This window comes from Amphiplicatus metriothermophilus (assembly GCF_900199215.1).
GTDB classification, from domain to species: domain Bacteria; phylum Pseudomonadota; class Alphaproteobacteria; order Caulobacterales; family Parvularculaceae; genus Amphiplicatus; species Amphiplicatus metriothermophilus.
Genome location: NZ_FZQA01000001.1, coordinates 445910 through 470038 on the forward strand (window position 1 = coordinate 445910; position 24129 = coordinate 470038).

The 24129-nt window shown below is 67.7% G+C and carries 22 protein-coding genes; 6 read left to right on the forward strand and 16 right to left on the reverse strand.

The window, feature by feature from the left end; all coding sequences use genetic code 11:
• Window positions 1-42 precede the first annotated feature (42 nt).
• The 4 genes from CHB64_RS02215 to CHB64_RS02230 all read right to left on the reverse strand — a co-directional run bounded on the left by CHB64_RS02215 (window position 43) and on the right by CHB64_RS02230 (window position 5256).
• Window positions 43-2391, reverse strand: coding sequence for a TonB-dependent receptor (locus CHB64_RS02215; RefSeq protein ID WP_089410941.1), 2349 nt, complete (start codon window positions 2389-2391; stop codon window positions 43-45).
• Window positions 2392-2604: 213 nt separating this feature from the next.
• Complete coding sequence (locus tag CHB64_RS02220) at window positions 2605-3360, reverse strand: slipin family protein (protein ID WP_200815201.1); 756 nt, start codon at window positions 3358-3360, stop codon at window positions 2605-2607.
• A 52-nt stretch (window positions 3361-3412) separates the two neighbouring features.
• Window positions 3413-3736 (reverse strand): NfeD family protein, encoded by a 324-nt coding sequence (locus CHB64_RS02225; protein WP_089410942.1) that lies wholly within the window; start codon window positions 3734-3736, stop codon window positions 3413-3415.
• A 14-nt stretch (window positions 3737-3750) separates the two neighbouring features.
• The gene (locus CHB64_RS02230; RefSeq protein ID WP_089410943.1) at window positions 3751-5256 is read right to left on the reverse strand and encodes an NfeD family protein; all 1506 of its coding nucleotides are present in this window, start codon (window positions 5254-5256) and stop codon (window positions 3751-3753) included.
• A gap of 153 nt (window positions 5257-5409) precedes the next feature.
• On the opposite strand from CHB64_RS02230, the gene CHB64_RS02235 reads away from it, so the two are divergent.
• Entirely contained in the window at window positions 5410-6864 is a 1455-nt protein-coding gene (locus CHB64_RS02235; RefSeq protein WP_089410944.1) for a protein adenylyltransferase SelO, read from the forward strand.
• 100 nt (window positions 6865-6964) lie between these two features.
• Here CHB64_RS02235 and CHB64_RS02240 read toward each other — a convergent pair whose 3' ends face one another.
• Window positions 6965-7654 (reverse strand): TetR/AcrR family transcriptional regulator, encoded by a 690-nt coding sequence (locus CHB64_RS02240; RefSeq protein WP_089410945.1) that lies wholly within the window; start codon window positions 7652-7654, stop codon window positions 6965-6967.
• Between the two features lie 113 nt (window positions 7655-7767).
• On the opposite strand from CHB64_RS02240, the gene CHB64_RS02245 reads away from it, so the two are divergent.
• The gene (locus CHB64_RS02245) at window positions 7768-8208 is read left to right on the forward strand and encodes an ABA4-like family protein (RefSeq protein WP_089410946.1); all 441 of its coding nucleotides are present in this window, start codon (window positions 7768-7770) and stop codon (window positions 8206-8208) included.
• On the forward strand, window positions 8205-9005 hold the full coding sequence (locus tag CHB64_RS02250) for a hypothetical protein (protein WP_089410947.1): 801 nt from the start codon (window positions 8205-8207) through the stop codon (window positions 9003-9005). Before CHB64_RS02245 ends, CHB64_RS02250 begins: the two co-directional genes overlap by 4 nt.
• Before the next feature lie 191 nt (window positions 9006-9196).
• On the opposite strand, the gene CHB64_RS15205 is transcribed toward CHB64_RS02250, so the two are convergent.
• Entirely contained in the window at window positions 9197-9343 is a 147-nt protein-coding gene (locus CHB64_RS15205; RefSeq protein ID WP_159462382.1) for a hypothetical protein, read from the reverse strand.
• Window positions 9344-9601: 258 nt separating this feature from the next.
• On the opposite strand from CHB64_RS15205, the gene CHB64_RS02255 reads away from it, so the two are divergent.
• Together CHB64_RS02255 and CHB64_RS02260 are read left to right on the forward strand one after the other, a co-directional pair.
• On the forward strand, window positions 9602-10885 hold the full coding sequence (locus CHB64_RS02255) for a hypothetical protein (protein ID WP_089410948.1): 1284 nt from the start codon (window positions 9602-9604) through the stop codon (window positions 10883-10885).
• A gap of 10 nt (window positions 10886-10895) precedes the next feature.
• Window positions 10896-11354 carry a hypothetical protein gene (locus CHB64_RS02260; RefSeq protein WP_089410949.1) on the forward strand — a complete coding sequence of 153 codons (459 nt, stop codon included), beginning with the start codon at window positions 10896-10898 and terminating at the stop codon, window positions 11352-11354.
• Between the two features lie 9 nt (window positions 11355-11363).
• On the opposite strand, the gene CHB64_RS02265 is transcribed toward CHB64_RS02260, so the two are convergent.
• From CHB64_RS02265 to mtaB, 3 genes are read right to left on the reverse strand one after another with little or no spacing between them, the layout of a single operon-like run.
• On the reverse strand, window positions 11364-12110 hold the full coding sequence (locus CHB64_RS02265; protein ID WP_089410950.1) for an inner membrane-spanning protein YciB: 747 nt from the start codon (window positions 12108-12110) through the stop codon (window positions 11364-11366).
• Window positions 12107-13168, reverse strand: coding sequence for a signal recognition particle-docking protein FtsY (gene ftsY, locus CHB64_RS02270; RefSeq protein WP_089410951.1), 1062 nt, complete (start codon window positions 13166-13168; stop codon window positions 12107-12109). The genes CHB64_RS02265 and ftsY overlap by 4 nt, the downstream gene beginning before the upstream one ends.
• A 45-nt stretch (window positions 13169-13213) precedes the next feature.
• A complete protein-coding gene (gene mtaB, locus CHB64_RS02275; protein WP_089410952.1) occupies window positions 13214-14479 on the reverse strand; it encodes a tRNA (N(6)-L-threonylcarbamoyladenosine(37)-C(2))-methylthiotransferase MtaB in 1266 nt (421 codons plus the stop codon).
• Window positions 14480-14575: 96 nt separating this feature from the next.
• Here mtaB and CHB64_RS02280 point away from each other — a divergent pair, with 96 nt between their 5' ends.
• Window positions 14576-15862 (forward strand): SAM-dependent methyltransferase, encoded by a 1287-nt coding sequence (locus tag CHB64_RS02280; protein WP_200815202.1) that lies wholly within the window; start codon window positions 14576-14578, stop codon window positions 15860-15862.
• Window positions 15863-15869: 7 nt separating this feature from the next.
• Here CHB64_RS02280 and lptG read toward each other — a convergent pair whose 3' ends face one another.
• From lptG to gshB, 7 genes are all read right to left on the reverse strand, one after another.
• On the reverse strand, window positions 15870-16964 hold the full coding sequence (lptG, locus tag CHB64_RS02285) for an LPS export ABC transporter permease LptG (protein WP_089410953.1): 1095 nt from the start codon (window positions 16962-16964) through the stop codon (window positions 15870-15872).
• Entirely contained in the window at window positions 16961-18208 is a 1248-nt protein-coding gene (locus tag CHB64_RS02290; RefSeq protein ID WP_089410954.1) for an LptF/LptG family permease, read from the reverse strand. Before CHB64_RS02290 ends, lptG begins: the two co-directional genes overlap by 4 nt.
• Window positions 18209-18321: 113 nt before the next feature.
• Entirely contained in the window at window positions 18322-19701 is a 1380-nt protein-coding gene (locus tag CHB64_RS02295; protein WP_089410955.1) for an MFS transporter, read from the reverse strand.
• On the reverse strand, window positions 19698-20675 hold the full coding sequence (locus CHB64_RS02300) for a hypothetical protein (RefSeq protein ID WP_089410956.1): 978 nt from the start codon (window positions 20673-20675) through the stop codon (window positions 19698-19700). The genes CHB64_RS02295 and CHB64_RS02300 overlap by 4 nt, the downstream gene beginning before the upstream one ends.
• A gap of 56 nt (window positions 20676-20731) precedes the next feature.
• Window positions 20732-21709, reverse strand: coding sequence for an ATP-grasp fold amidoligase family protein (locus CHB64_RS02305; RefSeq protein WP_089410957.1), 978 nt, complete (start codon window positions 21707-21709; stop codon window positions 20732-20734).
• Between the two features lie 93 nt (window positions 21710-21802).
• Window positions 21803-23056, reverse strand: coding sequence for a glycosyltransferase family 4 protein (locus CHB64_RS02310; protein ID WP_200815203.1), 1254 nt, complete (start codon window positions 23054-23056; stop codon window positions 21803-21805).
• A gap of 120 nt (window positions 23057-23176) precedes the next feature.
• Window positions 23177-24124: a glutathione synthase gene (gene gshB / locus CHB64_RS02315; RefSeq protein WP_183233958.1), complete on the reverse strand. Its 948-nt coding sequence runs from the start codon at window positions 24122-24124 to the stop codon at window positions 23177-23179.
• Window positions 24125-24129: the final 5 nt, after the last annotated feature.

Consider the following 24129-nt stretch of genomic DNA (forward strand, 5'->3'; position numbering starts at 1 on the left):
CCCGCGACCGATGGAATGGCCGGCCCGGACAGGCCGGCAGCCTCAGAACGCGACCTGAACCTCGACGCCGGCGATCCTGCCCTTGTTGAGCGGCGCGAAGCTGCCGCCGCCCAAGGTCAGCGGAAGCTGCGTTTCGCCGCCGTGAGTCACTTCGTTCAGGAGGTTCTGGCCATAGATCGAGATCGTCGCACGATTGTCGAAGGTCGTGAGCGCGATCGAGGCGTCGATCATATCAGCGCCCTGAAGGATGCCCAGATTGTTGTCCGTATAGGCGTTGTCGTCGCGATGCGACCAGTTGAACCGCGTGGACAGCGAACCGGTCGCGCCGAGATCAAGCGTGTGAATGAAGCCGGCCCCGTAGGTCCACGGCGCAAGGCGGGGAATTTCGAGCGTAAGATCGGTGTCGTTCACCACCCCGTCGCTGTTGAGGTCGAACAGCACCGAATCATACTCGCCGTCGAGATGGCCCAGATTGCCGGTGAAGATGAGGTTGTCGGTCACGAAGATCCGGGACTCCAGCTCGAAGCCGAAAATCGTCGCGTCCGCCGTGTTCCGGATAATCTGCACGACGCCGGCGATCGGATCGGAAAGATTGATCTCTCGCTGCATGTCTGAAATGTCGTTGACGAAGAAGGCGGCGTTGATCGTCGCCTTGCCGTCGGCCGGCTGCGCCTTGAAGCCGATTTCGTAGCTGTCGACCTCCTCTTCGTCGAAGCCTTCGATCGGGAAGACGACCGAGGTGTTGCGGAAGTTATAGCCGCCGGAGCGTATGCCCTCCGTCCAGTGGGCGTAGACCTGCAGATCGTCGCGGGGCTCCCAGCGGAAACCGACCTTCGGCGTGACGTTCTTCCAGGTCTCTTCGTCCGTAAAGTGAATGGTGCAGGTGCCGGCGGCGATGCTGCACGGCGCCATGTTCAGCGTGATGTTCGCCAGCTCCACGGATTTCTTCTCGTTCGTATAGCGAACGCCGCCGATGAGCGTGAAGTCGTCCGTCAGATCGAAATCGATCTGACCGAACACGCCGTAGTTCCGGCTGTCCTGAATGCCGCCGCCGAAAAGATTGCGGAAGCCGCCGAGAATGAAGCGGTTCTCCTGATACACATGGTCGGCGGTGTAGTAGTAGAAGCCGGCCGTGAAATCCATGCGATCGAAGAACCTGCCCGCATAACGGAACTCGTTGGAGATCTGTTCGTGCTCATTGCTGGCGAAAGAATGGAAGAGCCAGAAGGGCGTCGCGTCGATATCGCCTTCGCTGGTGCCGAGGCTGTCGCGCCAGCCGAAGATGTTCGTGATGCGGCCGTCGCCGAACGGCACGTCGATGTCGAGCTGAACCGTCACGGAGTCCGCCTCGACATCATAATTGCCGGGCTGATCGATCGAAAAGGTGAAACTGTCCTTCGGCGCCGAGAACAGGAAGTTCACGGACGGAACCGGGGCCGGCGTCGTCCCCGACACGGGATCGAACGGCGGCTGAATGAAGCCCGGATGATTCTGCGAGGACGGCCCGTCGCCTTCGCTTTCGAACCGTTCATATTTGATGTTGATCGAAACGGAGTCGGTCGGCTGCCACAGCAGTTGCGGCCGCACGCTCCAGGTTTCGGCCTTGCCGTGATCCTCGAACGCGTCCGGCTGAACGGCGGCGATCGGGAAGCCGAGCCCCTGCAACGCAGCGAGCGTGCCGCCCGCCGCTGAAATGACCGCCGGCAGGTTGGGCCCGCCGAGATAGCGCTTATGCCAGCCGTTGTCGTCGTTGTAATAGGCGGTGAGACGGAAGCCGAGCGTGTCCTGCACGATCGGGCCGCTCACCGCGCCCATGGCGTAATAATTGAGGCCCGTCCCCCTGAGGCCGCTTTCGACCGCCGCTTTGAAGGACGCTTCGAATTCTTGCAGATTCGGGCGCTTGGAATTCAGCAGCACGGCGCCGCCGGTGACGTTGCGGCCGAAAAGAATGCCTTGCGGCCCGCGCAGCACTTCGATCGATTCGAGATCGAAAATGTCGAACACGACGCCGCCGTTCTGGCCCAGATAGACGCCGTCGACGAATGTGCCGACCGCCGGGTCGATGGACGGAATGGAAGAGTTCGTGGCCAAGCCGCGAATCGAGAAGTTGGCGACGCCTCTCGTCGTGCCGATATCTTCTAACTGCACGTTCGGCACCGCGTAGCTCAGCGTCTGCAGCTCGCGGACCTTGAGCGCGTCAAGCTGCTCGGCGCCGTAGGCCGTCACGGCGAGCGGCACGTCCTGCACGTTTTCGGCTTCGGCCTTCTTGGTGCCGGTCACCAGGATTTCGTCCCGGAACGCCTCGACCGCGCCCTGCGCCAGCGCCTGAGGCGCGGCCAGCGACGCGGCGAGCGCGCAGACGGATGCTTTCGCCAGAAGGCGACTGTTCATTGGTTTCCTCCCTCGCCAATATCGGCCCGCGTTGCCCCGCGCGCCTGGATGTTGATCGGCCGGAATTATATGCGCCGCGACGCGGCTTCGCCACGCAGCATTGCAGCAACCGACAGGGGATTCGCGCGACGCGCCGCCATGCCCGGCGATTTCTTTGGTCGGATGTTGCTGCAATTCAACACTTTCCGCCCCACAAGGAAGCGCGGCGCGGCGTCAGCTTTCGCGGCTGAAGCGCCGGGCGAGCTCGGCGAGCGAGACCGGGAAGACGATGGTGTTGGTGCGGTCGCCGGCGATCTCCTGCAGCGAGTTGAGATAGCGCAGCTCCATCGAGCCGGGCTGCGTGGCGAGAATCTCCGCGGCCTCGGCGAGCTTGGCGGCGGCCTGCTGTTCGCCCTCGGCGAGGATGACCTTGGCGCGCCGCTCGCGCTCGGCCTCGGCCTGCTTGGCGATGGCCCGGATCATCGACTGGTCCACGTCCACATGCTTGATCTCGACGTTCGAGACCTTGATGCCCCAGGCCTCGGTCTGTTGGTCGAGGATCTCCTGGATGTCCTTGTTGAGCTTGTCGCGCTCCTGCAGCATCTCGTCGAGATCGTGCTTGCCGAGCACCGAGCGCAGCGTGGTCTGCGCGAGCTGGCTCGTGGCCGCCATGTAGTTCTCGACCTGAACGACCGCACGCACCGAGTCGACCACGCGATAGTAGATGACCGCGTTCACCTTAACCGAAACGTTGTCGCGGGAGATGACGTCCTGCGTGGGCACGTCGTGCACGAGCGTGCGCATGTCGACCCGGCGCATCACCTGCACGCCGGGGATCAGCAGGACGAGACCCGGCCCCGCGGCGCGCCGGCCGACCCGGCCGAGAGTGAACACGACTCCGCGCTCATACTCGCGCAGGATCTTGATGACGTTCGTCAGAATGAAGATCGCCAGAAAGGCGAGAAAGCCTAGAATGCCGATGCCGGGCATGTCGTTCTCCCTGATCGCCGCATGCGGAACGCCCTCGCGCGCGCCCTATCCTTCATGATTCGCGATTCGTCTTACGAACCTCTAACACCAGGCCGGCCCTGCGGACCACCTCGACCTCCTCGCCGGGCGCGAGCGGCGCGGCCGCCCGGGCGCGCCACAATTCCCCGCCGGCGCGCACATAGCCTTCCGCGCCCGACCATTCCGTCACCGTCACGCGCTCGCCGCCCCATTCGTCGGCGATGCGGTGGTCCCCGCTTTCCCCGCCGAGGGCGGCGCCCCAGCCCAGGACGACGGCGAGAAAAAGGATCGCGCCCGCGCATACGACGCCCGCCGCCCAGGCGATCGCGGGCAGTGCGGCGACGCCTCCTTCGACCATGAAACGCCCCCGCCTTATCCGGCCTCGCCGGCGACGAGCCCGCCAAGAAGCCCCTGGCCTTTCGCCTGCCTGACGACCAGAACGAGGCCGTCCACCTCGACGACGCGCACCCGGTCGCCTTTCTTCAGCGGCTTGTCGCAGCGCGCGCGCCAACGCTCGCCTTCGACGATCACATGGCCTTCCTTGCCGTCCCAGTCGTCGACGATTCCCTCGCGGCGGCGGATCGCCTCCGTCCCGATGAGCGGCCCGTGGCTGCGCGAGCCGACGAAGGCGACGAGAACGGCGGCGAGCAGCGCGCCGACGATGGCGAGCATCGTCCCGATGACCGCAGGCGAGACCTTGAAGCCTTCCGGAAAGATCACGAACAGGCCGAACCCGAACAGCAACAAGCCCGACAGCCCGGCAAGGCCGAAGGTCGGCGTGTAGGCCTCGATCATCATGAACAGCGCGCCGGCGCCCATCAGCACGAGGCCGAGCCAGTTATAGGGCAGCACCTGGAAGGAATAGAGCCCGAGAATGAGGCAGGTCAGGCCCAGCAAGCCCGGGAAGATCGAGCCCGGATTCCACATCTCGATGATGATGCCGGTGGTGCCGAGCGACATCAGGATCACCGCCACGTTCGGATCGGCGATGAAGCCGAGGATCTTCTCGATCATGGTCGGCTCGACCCGCTCAAGCAGGAGATCCTTGGTGCGCAGGGTCTTCTCGCCGCTGGCGACCTTGACCGAGCGTCCGTCCATCTGCGCGAGCAGATCGTCGATATCTTCCGCGATGAGATCGATGACGCCGAGATCGAGCGCCTCCCGGGAGGTCGCCGAGATCCCTTCGCGCACGGCGCGCTCGGCCCAGTCGGCGTTGCGCCCGCGCTCTTCGGCGAGCGAGCGGATATAAGCCGCCGCATCGTTGATCACCTTGGCGCGCATGGCGCCTTCGTTGGAGAGCGTCCGGCCTCCCGCCGGAGATTCTTCGGGCGCGGACGATTCCCCGTCGCTCTCCCCCTCGCCTTGCTGATCTTCCGGCGCGCTTTCGCGCGGCGCAGGCTCCTCGAACGGATTGTCCTCCGACGGCGCGCCGCCGATCTCCACCGGCGTCGCCGCGCCGGTGTTGGTGGACGGCGCCATCGCCGAGACATGGGCGGCGTACATGATGTAAAGCCCGGCCGAGGCCGAGCGCGCGCCCTGGGGCGAGACATAGGTCGCAACCGGCGTCTCGGAGGCCAGGATCGCCTTGATGATGGTCTTCATCGAATCCATCAGCCCGCCGGGCGTGTCGATTTCGATGACGACGACTTCCTTGCCGGCCGCGGAGGCCGCGCCGATCTCCCTTGCAAGATATCTGGCGTTGGCGGGCGTGACGGGGCCTGTCAGGGAAAGCAGGACGCCCTTTCGGGCGGCCGCATCGGGCCCGGCTTCGCCGACCTCGTTCTGGGCGAGCGCCGACAGGCCCAGAAGACCGAGCCCGGCGGCGACGAGCGCCGCGAAGAACCCGAGCCGCGCCGCTTTTCCTCGCCCGTGCTTCATTCCCTTCCCCTCGCTCCGGCCCTGATTAACATAAGACCGCAAGAAGGCGTTTCAACGACGAAATCGGCCGCGGCGGCGCGCGGCGGCGTTTCCCTTCGGCGCCGACTGATTATGTAATGGCCGTCGCCCCTTGGCGCCCCCCCCGGAGGCTCGATGCCCGACGCCGGCTACAGGCCCGATCCCGCCTTTCTCGCCCTCGCGCCCTCGCTCGAGGCGGGCGCGCCGTTCTGGGACGCAGTAGCAGCGGCGGAATTTCCTAAGCACGTCCTGCGCTACCGCAATCAGCGCTGGGCGGAGAAGATCGGGCTCGGCGATCTGTCCGAGGCCGAATGGATCGACCATTTCGGCCGCTTCCGTCCGCTCCCCGACAATATCCCGCGCCCGCTCGCCTTGCGCTATCACGGCCACCAGTTCCGGGTCTACAATCCGGACATCGGCGACGGGCGCGGATTTCTGTTCGCCCAGCTGCGCGACGATCAGGGCCGGCTGCTCGATCTCGGCACGAAGGGGTCCGGACAGACGCCCTATTCGCGGTTCGGCGACGGCCGGCTGACGCTCAAGGGCGGCGTGCGCGAGCTCCTCGCGACCGAGATGCTCGAGGCGCTCGGCGTTTACACGTCCAAGACCTTCAGCCTCATCGAGACCGGCGAGGCGCTCGAGCGCCAGGACGAGCCCTCCCCGACGCGATCGAGCGTGCTCGTGCGCCTTTCCCATTCCCATGTGCGCTTCGGGACCTTTCAGCGCCTCGCCTTCGAGCGCGACGCCGACGCGATCGGCGCGCTCGTCGATTATTGCGTGCGGGCGTTCGATCCCGACCTTTCCGGCCTCGGCGCGAAAGAGAAGACGGCCGCCTTTTACGGCCGCGTCGTGCGGCGCACGGCGCGTCTCGTCGCGGAGTGGCTGGCGGCCGGATTCGTCCACGGTGTTCTCAACACCGACAACATGAACGTCGCCGGCGAAAGCTTCGACTACGGACCGTGGCGCTTCGCGCCGGTCGCCGACCCCGGCTTCACGGCGGCTTACTTCGACCAGACAGGGCTTTACGCTTTCGGCCGGCAGACGGAGGCCGCCGCGTGGAATCTGTCGCGGTTCGGCGGAACCCTCGCGCCCGTCGCCGATCTCGACGCGCTCAACGAGGCCCTGAGCGGCTTCACGCAAGCCCACGAAAACGCGCTCGCCGACGCCTTTTTTCGCCGGCTCGGCCTTGAAAGATCGGGTACGGACGATATCGAGCTCGTCGTCGCGCTGCTGCGATGGATGGAGACGACGCGCGTTCCCTATGAGCGGGTCTTCTTCGACTGGTTCTGCGGGCGCGCGAGCGAAGGCCGGGCGGAGACGAGCCCGCTCGCGCCGCGCTATCGCGAAGAGGCGTTCGCCGAGACGCGCGCGCTTCTTCTCGCGGCCGAGCCCGACCGGCCGGAACGGCTCGCCCATCCCTATTTCGCCCGGCCCGAGCCCTGCACGATGCTGATCGACGAGGTCGAAGCGATCTGGGCGCCCATCGCCGAAAACGACGACTGGTCGGCGCTCCACGCCAAGCTCGACGCGATCGCCGAGATGCGCCGCGCCTACGGCTTCGACGCCTCAGACTATGCGGGGCGCGTCTGAGATCATGCGCGCGCGGAGCGCATTCACGCCGTCCCGAGCGACGCGCCGGCATGGCGTTGCTGACCTGAACGGCTTTCTCGGACGACCGCGCGGAACCGATTCACTCTTGCGCCGAATGGCCTGTCACGACGAGTCGGTCTATTACGCTGCGGATCGCTTTTTCCTTTTCCGCCGGCGCCAATTCGGCGATGGGCGGCAGGCGCCCCGCCAGCAGCAGATTCGCCAGCCCATGCACCAGCGACCAGGCCGCCACAGCGTCGGTCATCGCGTCGGCGTCGGCGCGCGGATCGCGCCCGCGCGCTTCTTTCACCGCGTCGAGGAGAATGGCGAAACTTTCCTCGCCCGCTTGCTGAAGCGCCTCATCGTCCCTGTCCGGATAATCGGAAGCGAACATCAGCCGGAATAGCGCGGGGCTGTCCAGCGCGAAGTCCAGATAGCCGAGACCTGAAGCGGCGAGCCGCGCCCTGGGATCGCGCCCCGCAGCTTTCATCCGCGTCCGCATGTTCGCGGCGAAGCGCCGGAATCCCTCCGTCGCCAGCGCCGTCAGCAAGGCGCGCGCGTCCCTGAAATGATGCGCCGGCGCGGCGTGCGAGACGCCCGCCCGACGCGCGCAGCCGCGCAGGGTGAAGCCTTCGAGCCCCTTCTCGGCGAGCTCCGTCTCGCCCGCGGCCAGAAGCGCGCGCCGCAGATCGCCGTGATGATAGGCGCGCGCGCGCTTTGCGGCGGGCTCGCGGGCGCGCCGCCCCGGTTTCCGTTTTTTCGCGCCCCTGGTCGCGTTCGCCGTCGGCATGGAGACAGTCTAGGTTGCAATCTTGACATCATCAAGATTAGCTGGCAGCCTGTTTGCGAACGACCCGCAACGGGCTTCGCAAGGGTTTCAAGCCCTGACCCAGGGAGGGGTTCATGCCGCTCGATCCCGACGCCGTATTCCGCCTCGGCAATATGACGGCGCTTGTCGGCTGGGCGATCCTCGTCTTCCTGCCGCGGCGCTTTCCGCTGCTGCTCGCGGTCCCGAAATTCGCGATCCCGGCGCTCCTCGCTCTCGCCTATGCCGGGCTCATGTTCGTCCGGTTCTTCGATTCGGGCGGCGGCTACGGCTCGCTCGACGCGGTGCGCGCGCTTTTCGCCCATGACGAAATCCTTGTCGCCGGCTGGCTGCACTATCTCGCCTTCGACCTTTTCGTGGGCGTCTGGATCGCCGAGCAGGCAGACCGCGCGGGCATCCCGCGCCTCATCCAGACGGCGTTTCTCCTTGCGACCTTCATGTTCGGCCCTGTCGGCCTTGCGCTTTATCTGTTCACGCGCGCCGCCCTGCCGCGCTGGCGAGCCGGAGCCGCCGCATGAACCGCTCATTCGCTCTCGGTGCGGATCATACGACCCGCGCATGGGCGGCGACGGCCGCCTTCATGCTGGCGCTCGCCGTCGTCATTACGCCGGCCGCGCTGGTCGACAAGCGCACGCTGTGGGAGATCAGCGTCTGGGCGAAGCCGCTCAAATTCTGCGTGGCGCTGACGATTCATTTCGCTACGCTCGCGCTGCTCGCGCAGCTTCTCGATCCGCGACGGCGCGCCGGCCCGGTCATGCGCGGCGCGGTTTATTTATCCGTGGGCGCGGCGCTTTTCGAAATCGTCTACATCGCCGTGCAGGCCGCGCGCGGGCGCCATTCGCATTTCAACACGGAGACGGCGTTCGAAATCGCCATGTATCAGGCGATGGGGATCGGGGCGCTGATGCTGATGCTCGCGCCTTTCGTCCTTGGACTGGCGCTGGCGCGCGAGCGCGGCGCTGCGCCTTCCGGCTTGCGCCTGGGCGCGATCGCCGGATTGCTGCTCGCGCCGGCGCTGACCGTTCCGCTCGCCGGCTACATGTCGATTTCGGGAAGCCACTGGGTCGGCGCGGCGGTCTCCGATGCGGGCGGCGTTCCCTTGTTCGGCTGGTCGCGCGAGGTCGGCGATCTCAGGCCCGCACATTTCGTCGCCACCCATGTCATGCAGGCTCTGCCGCTCGTCGGACTCGCTGCGGACCGGCTGGCGGCGCGTCATGCACGCGCCGTCGTTCTGACGGCGGCCGCGGCGCTGTCGACGCTGGCGCTCGGCCTGTTCGCGCAGGCGCTTTCCGGCGCGCCGATCTGGCCGCGCTAGCCGCGGCGTCCGGGATGGTTCTTCGCGGCCAGGCGGACAAGACAGCTCGCCGCGAGCAGGGCGAGCATCGCCAAAAAGATGATCAGCGCGACCGAGACGGGCGTAAAGGACATGGCGGGACCCTTCGCTTCTCCTGCGCTCGATTCCGCCGGATTTTCTGAAAAGATCCTTTAAGTTTTAGCCGCTTACGGTTAACCGCGGGCGGCCTCGCCGCAGGCGTCGCGCCGCGCCCGCGCCGCCCGCCGATACGCCTCGACCGACAGGTAAAGTCCGACGAGGCCCGCCTGCGCCAGCAGGAAGCCGATGAGAATGAGAGCGGCGGGACCGAGGGAAACCATGCCATCCTCCGAGGCTGTACGGCCGCGACGGGCGAGCCGGATTATGGCGGGATTTAGGCGCCGCGAGTCGGCCCTTCCAGTCAAGCCGGGCTCGCGCGCGCGCACGACTGCGCGAGCCCGGCCGCGGACGCAGCGAAAGGGCGAACAGGGCGGCGGCGTTTCCAAGCCCCGGATTTGCCGTTAACATCCCTGCCGACGGGGCCACCGGCAAGGAAAAGGGCGGCCGCGGGGGCGTTGGGGTATTTCTCAGAGGGGCGGATGACCTCCGAAGTCGTATTGATGAACCGCCAGGCGGTGGCGATGGCCGCGGACAGCGCCGTCACCATCTCAGGCCACCAGTACGTCAAGACCTATCAGTCGGTGGACAAGCTGTTCCCGCTGGTCGAGGGCCAGCCGGTGGCGGTGATGATCTATAACAACGCCGAGATCATGTCGACGCCGTGGGAGACGGTCATCTCGCTCTACCGCGAGCAGGCGCGCGGCCGGCCCCTCGATACGCTCGAAGCCTACGCCGAGGATTTCATGGCGTTCCTGTCGGGCAACCCCGATCTTTTTCCGCCAGATCATCAGGATACGGAGTTCTTCAAGCACGTCGCCGTGGTCTTCACCGTCGTCGCGGAAGATTTCGACTATCAGGTCAGAAAATTCTCCGAGTCGAACGCCGGCCGGCTGCGCGATCATCTCTCCTCGATCTTCGAGTTCGTGGTGAACGAACTCTATGCGGACTACCAGCGCTATCCGGATGACTCTCCGCGTGCAGATCTTGCCTGTTTTCCTAGCGGCATGGCCGAGCAGGTGCGCCGGCGCTATCGCGGCGAGATCGAGCAGCTCGTCGACAGCCTGATCGCGACCTTGCGCGGCGACTATCAAGGCCTTTCAGTCTCCGAGGGAACCCGCGAGCGCCTGCGCGAGATCGCGGTGCTGTCGGTCGTCAAGGACGCCTTTTTCGAGCATTACACCGGCGTCGTCTTCGCCGGCTTCGGCGCGCGCGACAAGTTTCCCGCCATGCGCTCGTACCTCACGTCAAGCGTCGTTCTGGGCATCCTCAAGCGCAAGCAGGACCGCGCGGCCGACATGACGTCCGACGGCGGGCCGGTGGTGCAGCCCTTCGCGCAGGACCGGATGATCCGCACCTTCCTGACCGGCATGGACCAGTATCTGCGCATGTATCTGTTCGGCGAGACGCTGAAGCTGTCGATGCATCTCGTCACCGACGTGATCGGCCGCACGCCGGGCCTGTCCGACGCGCAGCGTCAGGCGCTGTTCCGCGACTACAGCGAAAACAATCTCGGCTATGCGCTCAGAGAGTTCTTCAAGTCGATCGACCATTATCAGTATGCAGCGCATACTCGGCCGATCTATCGCGCCATCGCCTCGCTCCCCAAACGCGAGCTGGGCGAGACCGCGGCCTCGCTCATCAAGCTCAATTCCTTCCAGCAGAAGGTCATGCACGCGATCGAAACGGTCGGCGGGCCGATCGACGTCGCCGTCATCACGCGCAACGGCGGGCTGGAGATGAAGCGCGACAAGCCGGACCTTTAGGGAGTCGATCATGGTCGAGCGGCTGAAGCAGATCTGGAGCGGCTTCGAGGCGAAGACGACGCGCCGGCTGACGGGCCGGGGCGTGGACAATATCGTCGTCCCGCACCGGCAGGACTGGCGCGCGGAGGAAGCCGCGAAGCTCGCCGAAGGCCTCCGGCCGCCGGCCGAGGCCGCCTTCGCCGCGCTCAAGGCGCGCCTCGCCGCGGCCGAGCAGCGCGCCGAGCGCAAGCGCCGGCGCAAGGGCCGGCCCGCGCCGGCCGAATTCGCCGCCGCCCCGCCGCCGCCCCTGTCGGCCGAAGCCGCCGACGAAGGCGCGCCCGAAGCGGCGCGGGATCTCATCCGGGGCCTGCGCGCCACCGAGGCGCGGCTGCGCCGGCGCGAGTCCGACTATGTGGCGGTGATGTCTGGCGAGGCCGGGCGCGCGCTTGAGAGCCTTAAAAAGCGGAAGAAGTTCCTGGGGCTGTTCTGAGCGGTCGTCTCACCGGCCGGCGTCCTCCGCCTCCTTCATGTGCCGGGCGAAGAAAGGCGCGTGCGCGGCGGCGAAGACGATATTGGCCGCGGTGAAGCCGAACACCTTGAGATTCACCCAGGCCGCCTCGCCGGCGCATTTCGCCGCCGCCGGCGCAGCGCAGTCTTTCAGCAGCCAGGCCCAGCTTCCAGCCCCCGCGGCGGCGGCCTCGTCGATCGCGCAGTCGCGGATGAGCCAGCGCCAGGCGATCTCGTTCGCCGCGGCGAGGACGACGAAGAAAGCCGCATAACGCTTCGTCAGGACGCGCCACGCCCCGTCGTTCATATGGAGCGCGCCGTCGAACAGCGTCTTGAGAAAGTTGCGGCCCGCCGCAAGCCCGGCCGCGAGCAGCGCCGCGAAGAGGAGATAGACCAGCGTCGGCTTCATGTAGAAGAAGGTCTTGTCGTGGAGGACGAGCGTCAGCCCGCCGAGAACGCCGATCACGACTGCGCTCAGAATCATCATCGGCGCGGCGCGCCGCTCCTTCCACCAGCTATAGGCGAAAGCCGCGGCGAAGGCCGGCATGAACAGCGCGACGGCGAGATACATCTCGGCCCCTTCGCGCAGGCACCAGCTTTGCCCTGCGAGACGCCCGGCGAGCGAAACGATCCGTTCCCCGAGGAAAAAGCCGACGAGAAAGACGAGAAGCGGCCCCATGTCTACGGCGAATTTCGCGCCCGGCGACAGCCGGCGCGCGCCCCGCTGCGCCTCGCTCATGCCGCCTCTCCTTTCGTTTCGTCGTCCTGATCGAGTCCGACGAGCGCGCGGGCGAAGGCGCGCGCGCTGAAGGGCTGAAGGTCGTCGACGCCTTCGCCGACGCCGATGAAATGCACCGGCAGGGCGAATTTGTCGGCGAGCGCGACGAGCACGCCGCCCTTCGCCGTGCCGTCGAGCTTGGTCATGACGAGGCCGGTCACGCCCGCGACCTCGCGAAAGACCTCGACCTGATTGAGCGCGTTCTGGCCGACTGTGGCGTCGAGCACCAGGAGCGAGTCGTGCGGCGCGTCCGGGTCGAGTTTGCGCAGTACGCGGACGACCTTGGCGAGCTCGTCCATCAGCTCACGCCGGTTCTGCAGCCGCCCGGCGGTGTCGATGATGAGAACGTCGGTCCCCTCGGCCTGGGCGCGCTTGAGCGCGTCGAAGGCGAGGCCCGCCGCGTCAGCGCCGACCGCGCGCGCGACCACCGGCGCGCCCGTGCGCTCGCCCCAGATCTGAAGCTGCTCGATCGCGGCGGCGCGGAAGGTGTCGCCGGCGGCCAGCATCACCGACAGCCCCTCGGCGCGGAATTTCGCCGCGAGCTTGCCGATGGTCGTCGTCTTGCCCGCGCCGTTGACCCCGGCGACGAGAGTCACATGCGGCCGGCGCGCGCGATCGACGACGAGCGGCTTTTCGAAGGGCGCGAGGCTCGCCGCGATGACGTCGGCGAGGGCTTCCTTGACTTCCTGCTCGCTCACTTCCTTGTCGAAGCGATCCCTGGCGAGCGCGGCGGTCGTCCGCGCGGCGGCCGCGACGCCGAGGTCGGCGCTGACGAGCAGGTCTTCCAGCTCTTCGAGCGTTTCATCGTCGAGCCTGCGCCTGGCGAAGATCGACGCGACGCCCTCGGACAGCTTCTTCGAGCTTTTCGACAGCCCGTCGCGCAGGCGCGCGAAAATTCCACGCTTTTCCGGCGCAGTAGCCGGCGGCGGCGCTTCGGCTTCGGCCGGCGCCGGTTCGTCCGTGCGCGCCTCTTCCGGTTTCTTTCTGCCGAACAGGCCGGATAGAAATGTCTTCGCCATCAACCTCTCGCCTTGTCGCGATTGCGTTTGAACCTGTCCCGCGCCTCACGCCGCCGCGCCCAGGAGCGCCTCGCCCGCGCGCGCCAGAAGCCGCAGGCGCGCCAGATCGCCCGGCGCGCCCGCTGGCGCGGCCAGCTTGACCGGCGCGAAATTGCCGAGCCGCGCGCGCCCGCCGCTTTCCACCACCGCGGTCTCGACGCGACCGACGAGCCCGTCGAGGAACCGATGCAGCATGACGCGGCCCTTCTCGCGCAGGCGCTCGGCGCGCGCCTTCACCGTCGCGCGGTCGAGCTGCGGCATGCGCGCGGCCGGCGTTCCCGCGCGCGGCGAGAAGGGAAAGACGTGCAGATAGCACAGGCCCGCCTCCTCGACCATGCGCAGGGTGTTTTCGAACATCTCCTCCGTCTCCGTCGGAAAGCCGGCGATGAGATCGGCCCCGAAAGCGACTTCCGGGCGCTTCTCGCGCACGCGCGCGCAGAATTCGATCGCCTGGGAGCGGGCGTGCCGGCGCTTCATCCGTTTGAGGATCATGTCGTCGCCGGCCTGCAAGGACAGGTGCAGATGCGGCGCGAGGCGCGCGTCGGCGACGATGCGCTCGAACAGCGTCGCGTCGACCTCCGCGCAGTCGATCGAGGACAGCCGCAGGCGATGGAGCGACGGGACGCCGTCGAGGATCGCGCCGACCAGATCGCCGAGACCGGGCCGCTCCGGCAGATCGGCGCCGTAGGCGGTCAGATCGACGCCGGTGAGCACGATCTCGCGACGCCCGGCCGCAGCGAGCCGGCGCGCCTCCTCCACGACCGCCGCGAGCGGGACCGAGCGGGAATTTCCGCGCCCGTAAGGGATGACGCAGAAGGTGCAGCGGTGGTCGCAGCCGTTCTGCACTTCGAGAAAGGCCCGCGCCCGGTCGCCATAGCCGTCGACGAGATGGCCCGCGGTCTCGCGCGCCGCCATGATGTCGTCGACCCGCACGGGGCGCTCGCCCGCCGCGAAAGCGCGGGAAAGATCGCGCCAGGCCGCCGGCTCCAGCTTCTCGCGATTGCCGAGCACCGCGTCGACCTCGCCCATGCGCGCGAAAGCGTCCGGGTCGATCTGCGCGGCGCAACCCGTCACCACGATGCGCGCGGACGGATCAGCCCGGCGCGCCCGGCGGATCGCCTGGCGGGTCTGGCGCACGGCCTCGTTCGTGACCGCGCAGCTGTTGACCACCACCGCGCCGGCGAGGCCGGCGTCGCCCGCGAGCCGACGCATCGCCTCGCCCTCATAGGCGTTGAGACGGCAGCCCAGCGATATTACTTCTGGTTGGGACATGATGAACTCCGGGGCCGCTATGTAGGGGGTCCGGGGCCGTTTGTCGAAGGGCGCCGCCGCCGGCCGACGGCTCCGCGCCTCCCGAGGGAGGCTGGGATGAGCATGACGCAAGGCTTCTGGCGGGCGCTGTTCGGCGCCATGGCGCGCAAGACCGTCGCCGTCGGCTCGCTCGCCGTGATCGACCCTTCCGGCCGGCGCAAGGAATACGGCGACGGGGCGAGCCCGCGCGCCGCGATCAGGCTGCACGATCCGGCGCTGTTTCGCCGATTGTTCCTGCGCCCGGAACTGGCGGCGGGCGAAGCCTATATGGACGGGACCCTGACCGTGGAGGAAGGGAGCCTCGCCGACCTCCTCGCGCTCTTTCAGCTCAACGCGGCGCGCCTGCGCGACCAGCCCGTGCAGCGTTTCGTTCAGGATACGCTAAAACGGATCCGGCGCTTCCATCAGAACAACACGCTCGCCCGCGCCCGGCGCAACGCCGCGCATCATTACGATCTGTCGAATGATCTTTACCGGCTCTTCCTCGACGAGGACCTCAACTATTCCTGCGCCTATTTCGAAGCGCCCGGCCAGAACCTCGAAGACGCCCAGCGCGCCAAGCTGCGCCATATCGCGGCGAAGCTCGCCATAGAGCCCGGAATGCGCGTGCTCGACATCGGCTGCGGCTGGGGGGCGATGGCCTTTTATCTCGCCGAGCATTGCGGGGCGCGCGTGGTCGGCGTCACCCTGTCGCGCGAGCAGCTTTCCCTCGCGCAGGACCGAGCCCGCGCGCGCGGGCTCGCGGACCGCGTGGCGTTCCGTCTCGCCGATTATCGCGACGTCCACGAGCGTTTCGACCGCATCGTCTCGGTCGGCATGTTCGAGCATGTGGGCGTTCCCCATTACGGCCCGTTCTTCCGCAAGGTCCGCGACCTGATGAGCGAGGACGGCGTCGCGCTTTTGCATTCCATCGGGCGCAAGGGCCCGCCGGGCGCGACCGATCCATGGACGCGCAAATACATATTCCCCGGCGGCTATGTTCCGTCGCTGTCGGAGACCCTCGCCGCGGTCGAGCGCGCGAGTTTGTGGGTCTGCGACATCGAGATCCTGCGCCTCCACTATGCGGAGACGCTGAAGGAATGGCGCCGGCGCTTCGAGGCCAATCGCGAGAAAGCCGCAGCAATATTCGACGAACGCTTCTGCCGGATGTGGACGTTCTATCTGACGGCCGCGGAGCTTTCCTTCCGCTATGGCGGGCACATGGTCTTCCAGATGCAGCTGGCAAGACGCGTCGACGCCCTGCCGATCCGCCGCGACTATATGAGACAGACGGAGGATTCGCTGCGCGCGCGCGAGACGGCGGGCGAGGCGACGGCGAGAGAGCCGGTCCGGACCGAGGCCTGACGCCGCGTCAGCTCTCCATCGCCAGCAGGATTGCGAATCCCAGCACCATGAACAGCGCGAAGGGAAAGAACGCCCCGAACATCGCCGGCGCGACCCCGAGCTTGCCGAAGGCGAGCATCATGTTCTCGACCACGAAATAGCTGAACCCCATCGCCGCGCCGATCGAGGCGCGGGTGAGCTGGTTGCCCTGACGGCGCACGCCGAAGCCGGCGATGGCGCCGAGCAGCGGCATCACGAGGGTCGCGGCCGGCTTCGAGAACCGGCTGAGGAAGGAGGTCGTCGCCGCGCGCGCGTCCGTTCCGTCGGCGCGCAGCTGGGCGATCTTGGCGGCGAGTTCGGCGAGCGGCGTGCGGTCCGGATTGAGCGACAGCGCGAAGAGAAGATCGGGGTCGAGCGCCGTCGGCCAGGCCAGGCTGGCTAGCCGGCGCGCCTCCAGCTCGCCCGCGTCGTAAATCGTCGCATCGAACAGACGCCAGCCGCCGTTCTCATAGCGGGCCGATTCCGCGACGGTCTTGCGCATGATCAACCCGTCCGGTCCGAAAGCGTCGACGACCACCCCCTTGAGCCTGACGGCGCCTTCGAGGCGCGCAGCGCTTTCCGCGCGGATGAACTCGCCGCCATAGGCGAGCCGCACGTCGGCGCGCACGCCGCCGTCGAAAGAGGCCTCCGGCGCGTAATCGTTCGCCTCCCAATAATCGAGCTTCGCCGCGGCCGGCACGACGACGGCCTCGTGAAAGACGAAATGCGCCGCCGCGACGCCCGCGCAGACGAAGCCGATCGGAAACAGCACCCGGTGAACGGACATGCCCGCCGCGCGCATCACCGTGACTTCGCTGCGGATGTTCAGCATGGAAAGCGTCGCCACGACTGCGAGCAGCGCCGCGAAAGGCGCGAACTGGCTTGCGATCTGCGGGGCGCGCAGCGAGACGTAGCGAACCATCGAACCCCACTCCGCGCCCTCGGCGGCCATGATGTCGCTCGACCGGTTCAGAAGGTCGAGCATCTGCAGCACGGTGACGAAAAAGACCAGCAGCCCCGCGAGACGGATGAGGAACTGCAATCCGACATAGCGGGTGAACACGCCGCTCATCGTCGCTCTCATGACGACGCCCTCCCGGTGAGCGCCGGTTCGGCCATGTCGGCCGGTTCCGCGCCATCCGACGCGCTGTCGGCGTCAAGCCCGCCCTCGACGAGCACGCGCGGCGGCTTCGCCTCCTGCCGGGCGGCGACGCGCGCGACGCGCGCCTGATCGACCGATCGGTTGTAGAGAGCGACGCTGAGCGCGGCGAAGGCGGCGAGCAGGCCCCACATCGCGACATAAGGCGAAAGCGCCCCGTCGCGGACGGCGATCTGGCCCCATTCCTCCAGAAGCTCGTGATAGACGATGAGAATGGCCACGCCCGCCACCGGTTTGAGGGTCGATGCGCGCCGACGGCCCGTCACGCCCATCGCTACAGCCAGAATCGGCATGACGAGATAGCTCAGCGGGTGAATGACCACCCAGTGCAGCCTAGCGCGATAGGCGTCCCATAAGGGATCCGACGCGCGCGAACCTGAACGCACGCTTGCGAGAAGCTCGTCGAAGGTCGCCTCGCGCGCGTCCCCGCCGCGCGAGCGGAACACGGCGCTCGCCGGCAGCTCGACCTCGAGATCGAACGAGTCGAAACTGAGCGCGTTGACCCTGGCCGCATTCGGGTCGACGAAAAGCTGGCGCCCGTCGCGCAGCTTCAAAAGCAGGCGCGTGAAGTCCGGATTAGTGGAGATGGCGCCGTAGCGCGCCGTGACCGTCGCCAGGCCGCCGTCGGCGCCGCGCTGTTCGAGAAAGATGTCTTCCGCCTCGCGGGTCTCGCTGTTCACCCCGCCGAGCCGGATGGTGACGCCATCGGCGATGTCGACGAAGGCGCCCTGCGGGATCTTCACCCCGAAGGCGCCGGTCGTCACGTCGAAGCGGATCTGCTCATAGCGATAGCGCGCGAGAGGCTCGATGTAGGAGACCAGCGCGAAATCGAACGCCATCAGCACAAGGAACAGACCGTAGATCGGCCGCAGCAGACGCCGCATCGAAGCGCCGCTCGAATGCAGCGCGTCGAGCTCGCTCGACATCGACAGGGCGCGAAAGGCGAGCATGACGCCCAGAAACGCGCCCAGCGGCAGGGCGAGGCCGAGATAATGCGGAATGAGATTGGCCAGCATCCGCCAGACCACCTCGACCGGCCCCTGTTCGGCCAGCACGAAATCGAACAGGCGCAGCATCTGCTCGATCAGCAGGAGCATCCCCGCCACGCACAGCGCCAGCCCGAGCGGCGTCGTCACGGCGCGCAGAATGTAGCGGTCTATCAGGCCCATGGAATCAGCGCGGCGCCCGGCGTGTCGGCAGGACGGCGAGCGCCCTGCGAGTATGGAAACCGGGTCTGTAGCGAATTCCGCGCCGCCGCGAAAGCGCAAGGCTCCGCGCGGCCTCAGCGCGCCGCGCGCGCCGGCGTTTCCCCGGATTCGGTTTGCGCCCGCGCGCCCTCGGACGCTTCCCCGCGCCGCGGACCGAGCGCTTCGTCATACAGCCCCTGCGGCAAAGCGAGCCAGCGCAGCGCCATGTAGCCCGCCAAGGCGAACAGCATCAGGGCAAGACCCGATAGCCCGTCTTTGGGGGTCAGCCGCGTCGCGGTGACGACGAAGACCGCGAGCGCGCCGGTCATGGCGAAAAGCGCGTTCAGCACCGCCCCGCCCGCAAGCGCCCGCGCGCGCCGACCCGGCGGGGCGCGGCGCTGGGCCGCGGCCTGAAGCGGCACGAGATAAAGCCCCATCGAAGCCGAGGACAGCGTGAAGCAGGCGATGAGCGCCAGGCCCGGCCAGTGGCCGGCCAGCGCGCCGAGGGTCCGGCTCGCGCCGGTCGCCGCGACCGGACCGGTAAGGAGCGCGGCGGCGAGCAGCGCCGAGCCCGCGACGACCGCGCCGACGAAGGAAAGGCCGAGACCGCTGCGCCGGCGCGCGACCGACGCCGCCGCGATCGCGCCGGCGCCGGCGCCGATGGCCACAAGGCCCATCAGGGCGGTGGCGGTCGCGCCCGTCGCCCCCAGCTCCTCGATCGCATAGAGCGGGGTGATGATCGTCGTCACGGTCGAGACGAGGTAGAAGAACGCCACGCCCGCGAGCGGGCGCCAGACGCCCGCCTCCGCGAAGGCGAAACGCAGGGTGCGGATGGTCTGGCCGAACGGATCCCAGCGGATGCGCAAGGAAGGGGCGTCGGCCGCCGCTTCCGGCAGCAGCAGCGTCGCCGCCCAGCTCAACAGCGCGGCGAGCACGAGCCCGCCGGCGACGAACGCCGCCCCGCCCGGCATGGCGATGAGCACGCCGCCGGCGAGCAGGCCGGCGACCACCGCCGCGAACATGCCGGCGCTGCAATAGGCGTTGCCGCGCACCAGTTCGTGCGGGTGCAGATATTTCGGCATCGCCGCCGCCCGCGCCGGATTGAAGAAAGCCGTCTGCGCGCTCATGGCGACGAACACCGCCATCAGAAACAGGCCCGCCTTGAGCGCGAAGCCGACGGCGGCGAGGACCATCAGCACGACCTCGACGAGCTTGATGCGGCGCAGCAGCCGCGCCGATTCGAACCGCTCGGCGATCTGGCCGGCCGCGCTCGCGCAGACGAGCGTCGCGGCGCTGAACGCCGCGCCGACGACCGGAATCGCGTCGGCCGGATCGGAAAAGCCGGCGATGGCGACGCCGCCGTAGACGATGCCGATGATAAGCGCCTGACGCAGCATGTTGTCGTTGAACGCGCCCAGGGACACGGCCAGCCACAAGGGAAAATACCGGCGCTGGAAAAGGAGCGGCGCTCTCACTGGGCCTCGGTCTCGTCAGCGTTCATCGCGCGCCGCGACGGGGCGGCGCGCCGGGCGAGACCGGCCGTGGCGAGGAACAGGGCGGCGTTGACCATCTGGGAAAGGCCCGCCTCAGCGACCAGCATGCCCGCCACCGCTTCCTGCGGCGCCCCCGCCGCGGATGCAAGCGCCAGGGCGGCGCCGAGATAGACGAGCTCCTGATTGGGCAGGAAAGGGATGCGGCTGATGACGAGCTGCAGCGCGATGAACGCGAACCAGGCGCCGTAGGTCGGCGCTGGAACGGCCGCTTCGTACATTGCCGCATAAAGCGTTATTTGCGCGGCCTGTCGCAGAAAGTGGATCCCAAGAATCGCCCCCGCCTTATCGCCTGCAAGGCTGACGAGCCGGCGGCGGAAGACCAGCACCGCCAAACACAGTCCGGCGGCGGCGGCGAACGCCGCGCCGAAAAGCAGCGCGCCGCCCGGAATCGCCGTCGCGACCGGGCCGAGCCGGCCGCTCGCGGCGAGGGCGGCGATCAGGCAGGCCGTCGCGGCGTTCGCCGTGAAGGCGGAGAGAATGTTGTTGTCCTTGACCCCGACGAGCGCCTCGCGATCGCTGAGCCCGAGCCGCCGGCGCGCCCACAGAGTCAGGAACGCTTCGCCCGAATAGCCCGCGACCGCGGCGTTGTAGACCCGCTTGCGGATGAAGGCCGGCAGATGGGCGATGAGCGGGCGGCGCCAGATGATCTGATAGACGACCGTCTCGGCGAGCGGGAGCACCAGAAACTTCATCGCGAAGAAGGCGTAAAACCACGGCGACGCCGGCAGGTTCGCCAGCACCTGCCGCCAGCCGATGAGGCTGAGCCGCCAGACGAGCCAGACGACGACGGCGGCGAGAAGCACGACCTTCACCGCGGCCAGGACGCGCCGCGCCGCCGGGCGATCGAGCGTTTCTCCGGCGCGCGCCGCAAGCCGGCGCGCCTTACCGATCAGCATGGATATGGTCTGCCCTTGAAACATGCGGACGCGGGCGCGATTGCAAGGGCGCCGTCTTAGGCGGCCGCCGGCTGCGCCGGCGCATGCGCGTCGGCGGACGAATCAGGCGAGACTCCGAACAGCGTCGGCGTGATCTCCAGATTCGGTTCGTCGAACAGCCGCGCCAAGATCAGGTCGGCCGAGAGCGGCTCGAACGGAACGGTGCAGTTCGTTGGAAAGCTGGTCAACTCGCCGACCAGCGCGGCTCCGTCGACGACGTAGAAATCCACGCGGATGAAGGTGAAGCCGGCGCTGAGCCTTTCGGCCATCTCGAGAATCCGCGACATCATGTCCGGATAGGGAAAGGGCGATCCCGCCGGCGGAACCCGCATCCGGATCGGCAGGGGCGCGCCCGCAATATCGAAATAATCGCGGCGATGCTCCGCATACCGCCCGTAATCCACCTGGATGAGCTTGGGGCGGCCGTGGAAGCACAAGACTTTCACATCCTCGATCCGCCCGAACGCGCCGCCGAGCACCGGCTCGACGATGAGCTTCTTCTCAAGCCCCTTGTAGTTGGGTTCGCGATTGGCGGCGAAATAATCCTTGCGCAGCCAGTATTTCAGCCGCGCGCGCTCGGCCCGGCCGGGCTGGACGTCGTCGAGGAACATCACCTCCTGGCTCGAGTGGGTCGGCTTGACGACGCAGGGCAGCGGAAACGCGAAAGCGTCGACCTCTTCGGGCGCGCGCAGCACCGCGAGCGTCGGCGCGACATGGCCGGGCCCGAACCTCGCCTCGACATGCGCCTTGACATGCTCCTTGTCGGTCAGACGCCTGCGCAGAGGATCGCGCGCCTCGGCCGAAAGCTTCAGTCGGATGAGCTTCTCATTGAAATGCCGCGGCGTACGGAGATTCGGAAAGCGCCGCCGATTGTAGAAGAAGTAATAAAGGCGCGCGAGCGCCGCGTTTACGGGCTGCACGTCCGGCGCCGCGCGCAGCAGCGTCGCACCCGCCCATTCGAGCAGCAGCCACCAACGGCTTCTTGTCGCAGACATGGAATGCGCGCGCCCCGCCTTCCCGGCGGAACAGGCCCGCCGCGTCCGCTTATGGCGGCCTTCTTTTACAGCTTCACGACAGCGCCCGGCGCGTCACGCATCGGCGGCGGCGCGCGCGAGGCAGGCGGCGGCCTGCAGGCGGCGCGCCGGCCGGTCGCCCACCGCGTCGCGGTAATGGGCGATCAGCCCGTCGAGCACCGCGGGCCAGCTATAGGCCCGCGCCCGTTCGAGCGCCCGCCGCGCGAAGGAGCGGCGCTTTTCCGGATCGTCCGCAAGCGCGAGCAGCCTTTCGGCGTAGCCTTCGGCACCGGCCTCCGGCGGGCAGAGGAACCCGCATTCGCCGTCGGCGACCAGCGACACGCTGCCCGAGGCGGCCGCGCACACCGCCGGCAGACCCGAGGCCATCGCCTCCAGCGTGACGTTGCCGAAGGTCTCCGTAACCGAAGGATTGAAGAAGATGTCGGCGCTGGCGTAGGCGCGCGCGAGCGCTTCGCCGTCGAGATAGCCGGCGAACGCCGCGTCGGGCAGGCGCGTCTGGAAGCGGGCCCGCTCCGGTCCGTCGCCGACGACGAGCGCCTTCACGGACGGATTTCGCTTTTGCGCCGCAAGAACGGCGTCGGCGAACACGTCGATGCCTTTTTCAAGCACGACCCGGCCGACGAAGGCGACGAGAACGGCCTCGTCGTCGACGCCCTGCGCGCGCCGCCAGGCCATGTCGCGCCGGTTGGGATTGAACAGCCCATGATCGACGCCGCGCGTCCACAGCCGGATGTCGCGGCCGATGCCGTCGCGGGCGAGCTCTTCGGCCATCGACGGCGAGGGCGCGTAGACGTGCCGGCAGCGGCCGTAGAAATTCCGCATATAGCGGGTGAGATATTGTTCCGCCCAGCGCGCGCCGTAATAGCGCGGATAGGTGTCGAAACGCGTATGGAAGGAGGCGACCGGCGTCACGCCGTTTTTTTCGGCGTAGCGAAGCGCCATGTACCCGGTGAGGTCCGGCGCGGCGATGTGGATGATGTCCGGCGCGAACGCCTTGAGCCGCTTGCGCGCCGCGCCCCACAGGCCCAATCCCAAACGATATTCGCGGCGCGAGCCGGGCAGCGCGATCGAAGGAATCGATACGAGTTCGCCCACATGCGCGAAAGCCGGCGCGCGCACCGTCGGGGCGAAGACCAGCGCCTGATGCCCGCGTTCGAGAAGATGGCCGACCAGCATGTTGAGCGCCCGCACCGGCCCGTCCATCACGTAATTGTAATTGCCCGAAAAGAGCGCCACGCGCAGCGGCGGGCCCGGATCGGGAGAGGCCGCGGCGCGCGCGGCGAGGTCGTTCGAAAAAGTCATCGTCATGAAATTGAAGGCGTAACGGCGCGCAGCATACGCCTACGGGCATAGGCCAAAATAAAGGCGCGACCAAGGCCGCGCCAATTCAATTTCGCCTGTTATTTTTTAACGCCCTGCGTCAGGCGACTACCCTTCCCGGCGGCCCTCCACCCAGTCCCAGAAGAGGGCCGAGATGTCGGCCCCGCCGAACCGGCGAATCTCCTGCACGCCCGTGGGCGAGGTCACGTTGATCTCGGTCAGCCACTCGCCGATGACGTCGACGCCGGCGAGCGTCAGACCGCGGCGCGACAGCTCAGGCCCGATGCGGTCGCAGATCTCCTGATCGCGCGCGGTCATCTCGACCGGCTCGGCGCGCCCGCCCGCATGCAGGTTCGAGCGCGTCTCGCCGGCCGCCGGCACGCGGTTGATCGCGCCGACCGCCTCGCCGTCGAGCAGAATTATGCGCTTGTCGCCGCCGCGCACCTCGGGCAGATATTTCTGGACGATGAAAGGCTCGGCGAAGGCCTGCTCGAAGAGCTCGATCAGCGCGTTGAAGTTGCCGTCCTCGGGCGCGACGCGAAAGACGCCCGCACCGCCGTTGCCGTAGAGCGGCTTCAGGATGACGTCGCCATGCTCGGCGCGAAATTCGCGAATGGCGACGACGTCGCGGGTGATGAGCGTCGGGGGGGTCAGATCGGGAAACTCGGTCACGAACAGCTTTTCCGGCGCGTCGCGGATCGCGCGCGGGTCGTTTAGCACCAGAACGTCCGGCTGCAGACGTTCGAGAATTTGCGCGGCCGTGATGTAGGCCATGTCGAAGGGCGGGTCCTGACGAATGAGCGCGACGTCCACGCCGTGAAGGTCGAGCGTCTCCGGCGCGGCGAGCCGGACATGCTCGCCCTGCGCGCGTTTCAGCGTCTCGACCTTGCGCGCGCGCGTCCATACGCGCCCGTCGCGCAGGGCGAGCGCCTGCGGCTGATAGATCCACAGCTCATGGCCGCGCCCATGCGCTTCGAGCGCGAGATCGAAGGTCGTGTCCGCATCGACGTTCACTCCCTCGATCGGATCCATCTGGATGGCGATTTTGAGACGCATGGGCG

Coding starts and splice junctions, on each gene's coding strand:
- CHB64_RS02260 (WP_089410949.1), top strand. CDS start 10,896: ATGGTCGAGCGGCTGAAGCAGATCTGGAGCGGCTTCGAGGCGAAGACG.
- CHB64_RS02230 (WP_089410943.1), bottom strand. CDS start 5,256: ATGAAGCACGGGCGAGGAAAAGCGGCGCGGCTCGGGTTCTTCGCGGCG.
- mtaB (WP_089410952.1), bottom strand. CDS start 14,479: ATGTCCCAACCAGAAGTAATATCGCTGGGCTGCCGTCTCAACGCCTAT.
- gshB (WP_183233958.1), bottom strand. CDS start 24,124: ATGCGTCTCAAAATCGCCATCCAGATGGATCCGATCGAGGGAGTGAAC.
- ftsY (WP_089410951.1), bottom strand. CDS start 13,168: ATGGCGAAGACATTTCTATCCGGCCTGTTCGGCAGAAAGAAACCGGAA.
- CHB64_RS02245 (WP_089410946.1), top strand. CDS start 7,768: ATGCCGCTCGATCCCGACGCCGTATTCCGCCTCGGCAATATGACGGCG.
- CHB64_RS02220 (WP_200815201.1), bottom strand. CDS start 3,360: ATGCCCGGCATCGGCATTCTAGGCTTTCTCGCCTTTCTGGCGATCTTC.
- CHB64_RS02215 (WP_089410941.1), bottom strand. CDS start 2,391: ATGAACAGTCGCCTTCTGGCGAAAGCATCCGTCTGCGCGCTCGCCGCG.
- CHB64_RS02300 (WP_089410956.1), bottom strand. CDS start 20,675: ATGCTGATCGGTAAGGCGCGCCGGCTTGCGGCGCGCGCCGGAGAAACG.
- CHB64_RS02225 (WP_089410942.1), bottom strand. CDS start 3,736: ATGGTCGAAGGAGGCGTCGCCGCACTGCCCGCGATCGCCTGGGCGGCG.
- CHB64_RS02310 (WP_200815203.1), bottom strand. CDS start 23,056: ATGACGATGACTTTTTCGAACGACCTCGCCGCGCGCGCCGCGGCCTCT.
- CHB64_RS02280 (WP_200815202.1), top strand. CDS start 14,576: ATGAGCATGACGCAAGGCTTCTGGCGGGCGCTGTTCGGCGCCATGGCG.
- CHB64_RS15205 (WP_159462382.1), bottom strand. CDS start 9,343: ATGGTTTCCCTCGGTCCCGCCGCTCTCATTCTCATCGGCTTCCTGCTG.
- CHB64_RS02290 (WP_089410954.1), bottom strand. CDS start 18,208: ATGGGCCTGATAGACCGCTACATTCTGCGCGCCGTGACGACGCCGCTC.
- CHB64_RS02255 (WP_089410948.1), top strand. CDS start 9,602: ATGACCTCCGAAGTCGTATTGATGAACCGCCAGGCGGTGGCGATGGCC.
- CHB64_RS02305 (WP_089410957.1), bottom strand. CDS start 21,709: ATGTCTGCGACAAGAAGCCGTTGGTGGCTGCTGCTCGAATGGGCGGGT.
- CHB64_RS02265 (WP_089410950.1), bottom strand. CDS start 12,110: ATGAGCGAGGCGCAGCGGGGCGCGCGCCGGCTGTCGCCGGGCGCGAAA.
- CHB64_RS02240 (WP_089410945.1), bottom strand. CDS start 7,654: ATGCCGACGGCGAACGCGACCAGGGGCGCGAAAAAACGGAAACCGGGG.
- CHB64_RS02235 (WP_089410944.1), top strand. CDS start 5,410: ATGCCCGACGCCGGCTACAGGCCCGATCCCGCCTTTCTCGCCCTCGCG.
- lptG (WP_089410953.1), bottom strand. CDS start 16,964: ATGAGAGCGACGATGAGCGGCGTGTTCACCCGCTATGTCGGATTGCAG.
- CHB64_RS02250 (WP_089410947.1), top strand. CDS start 8,205: ATGAACCGCTCATTCGCTCTCGGTGCGGATCATACGACCCGCGCATGG.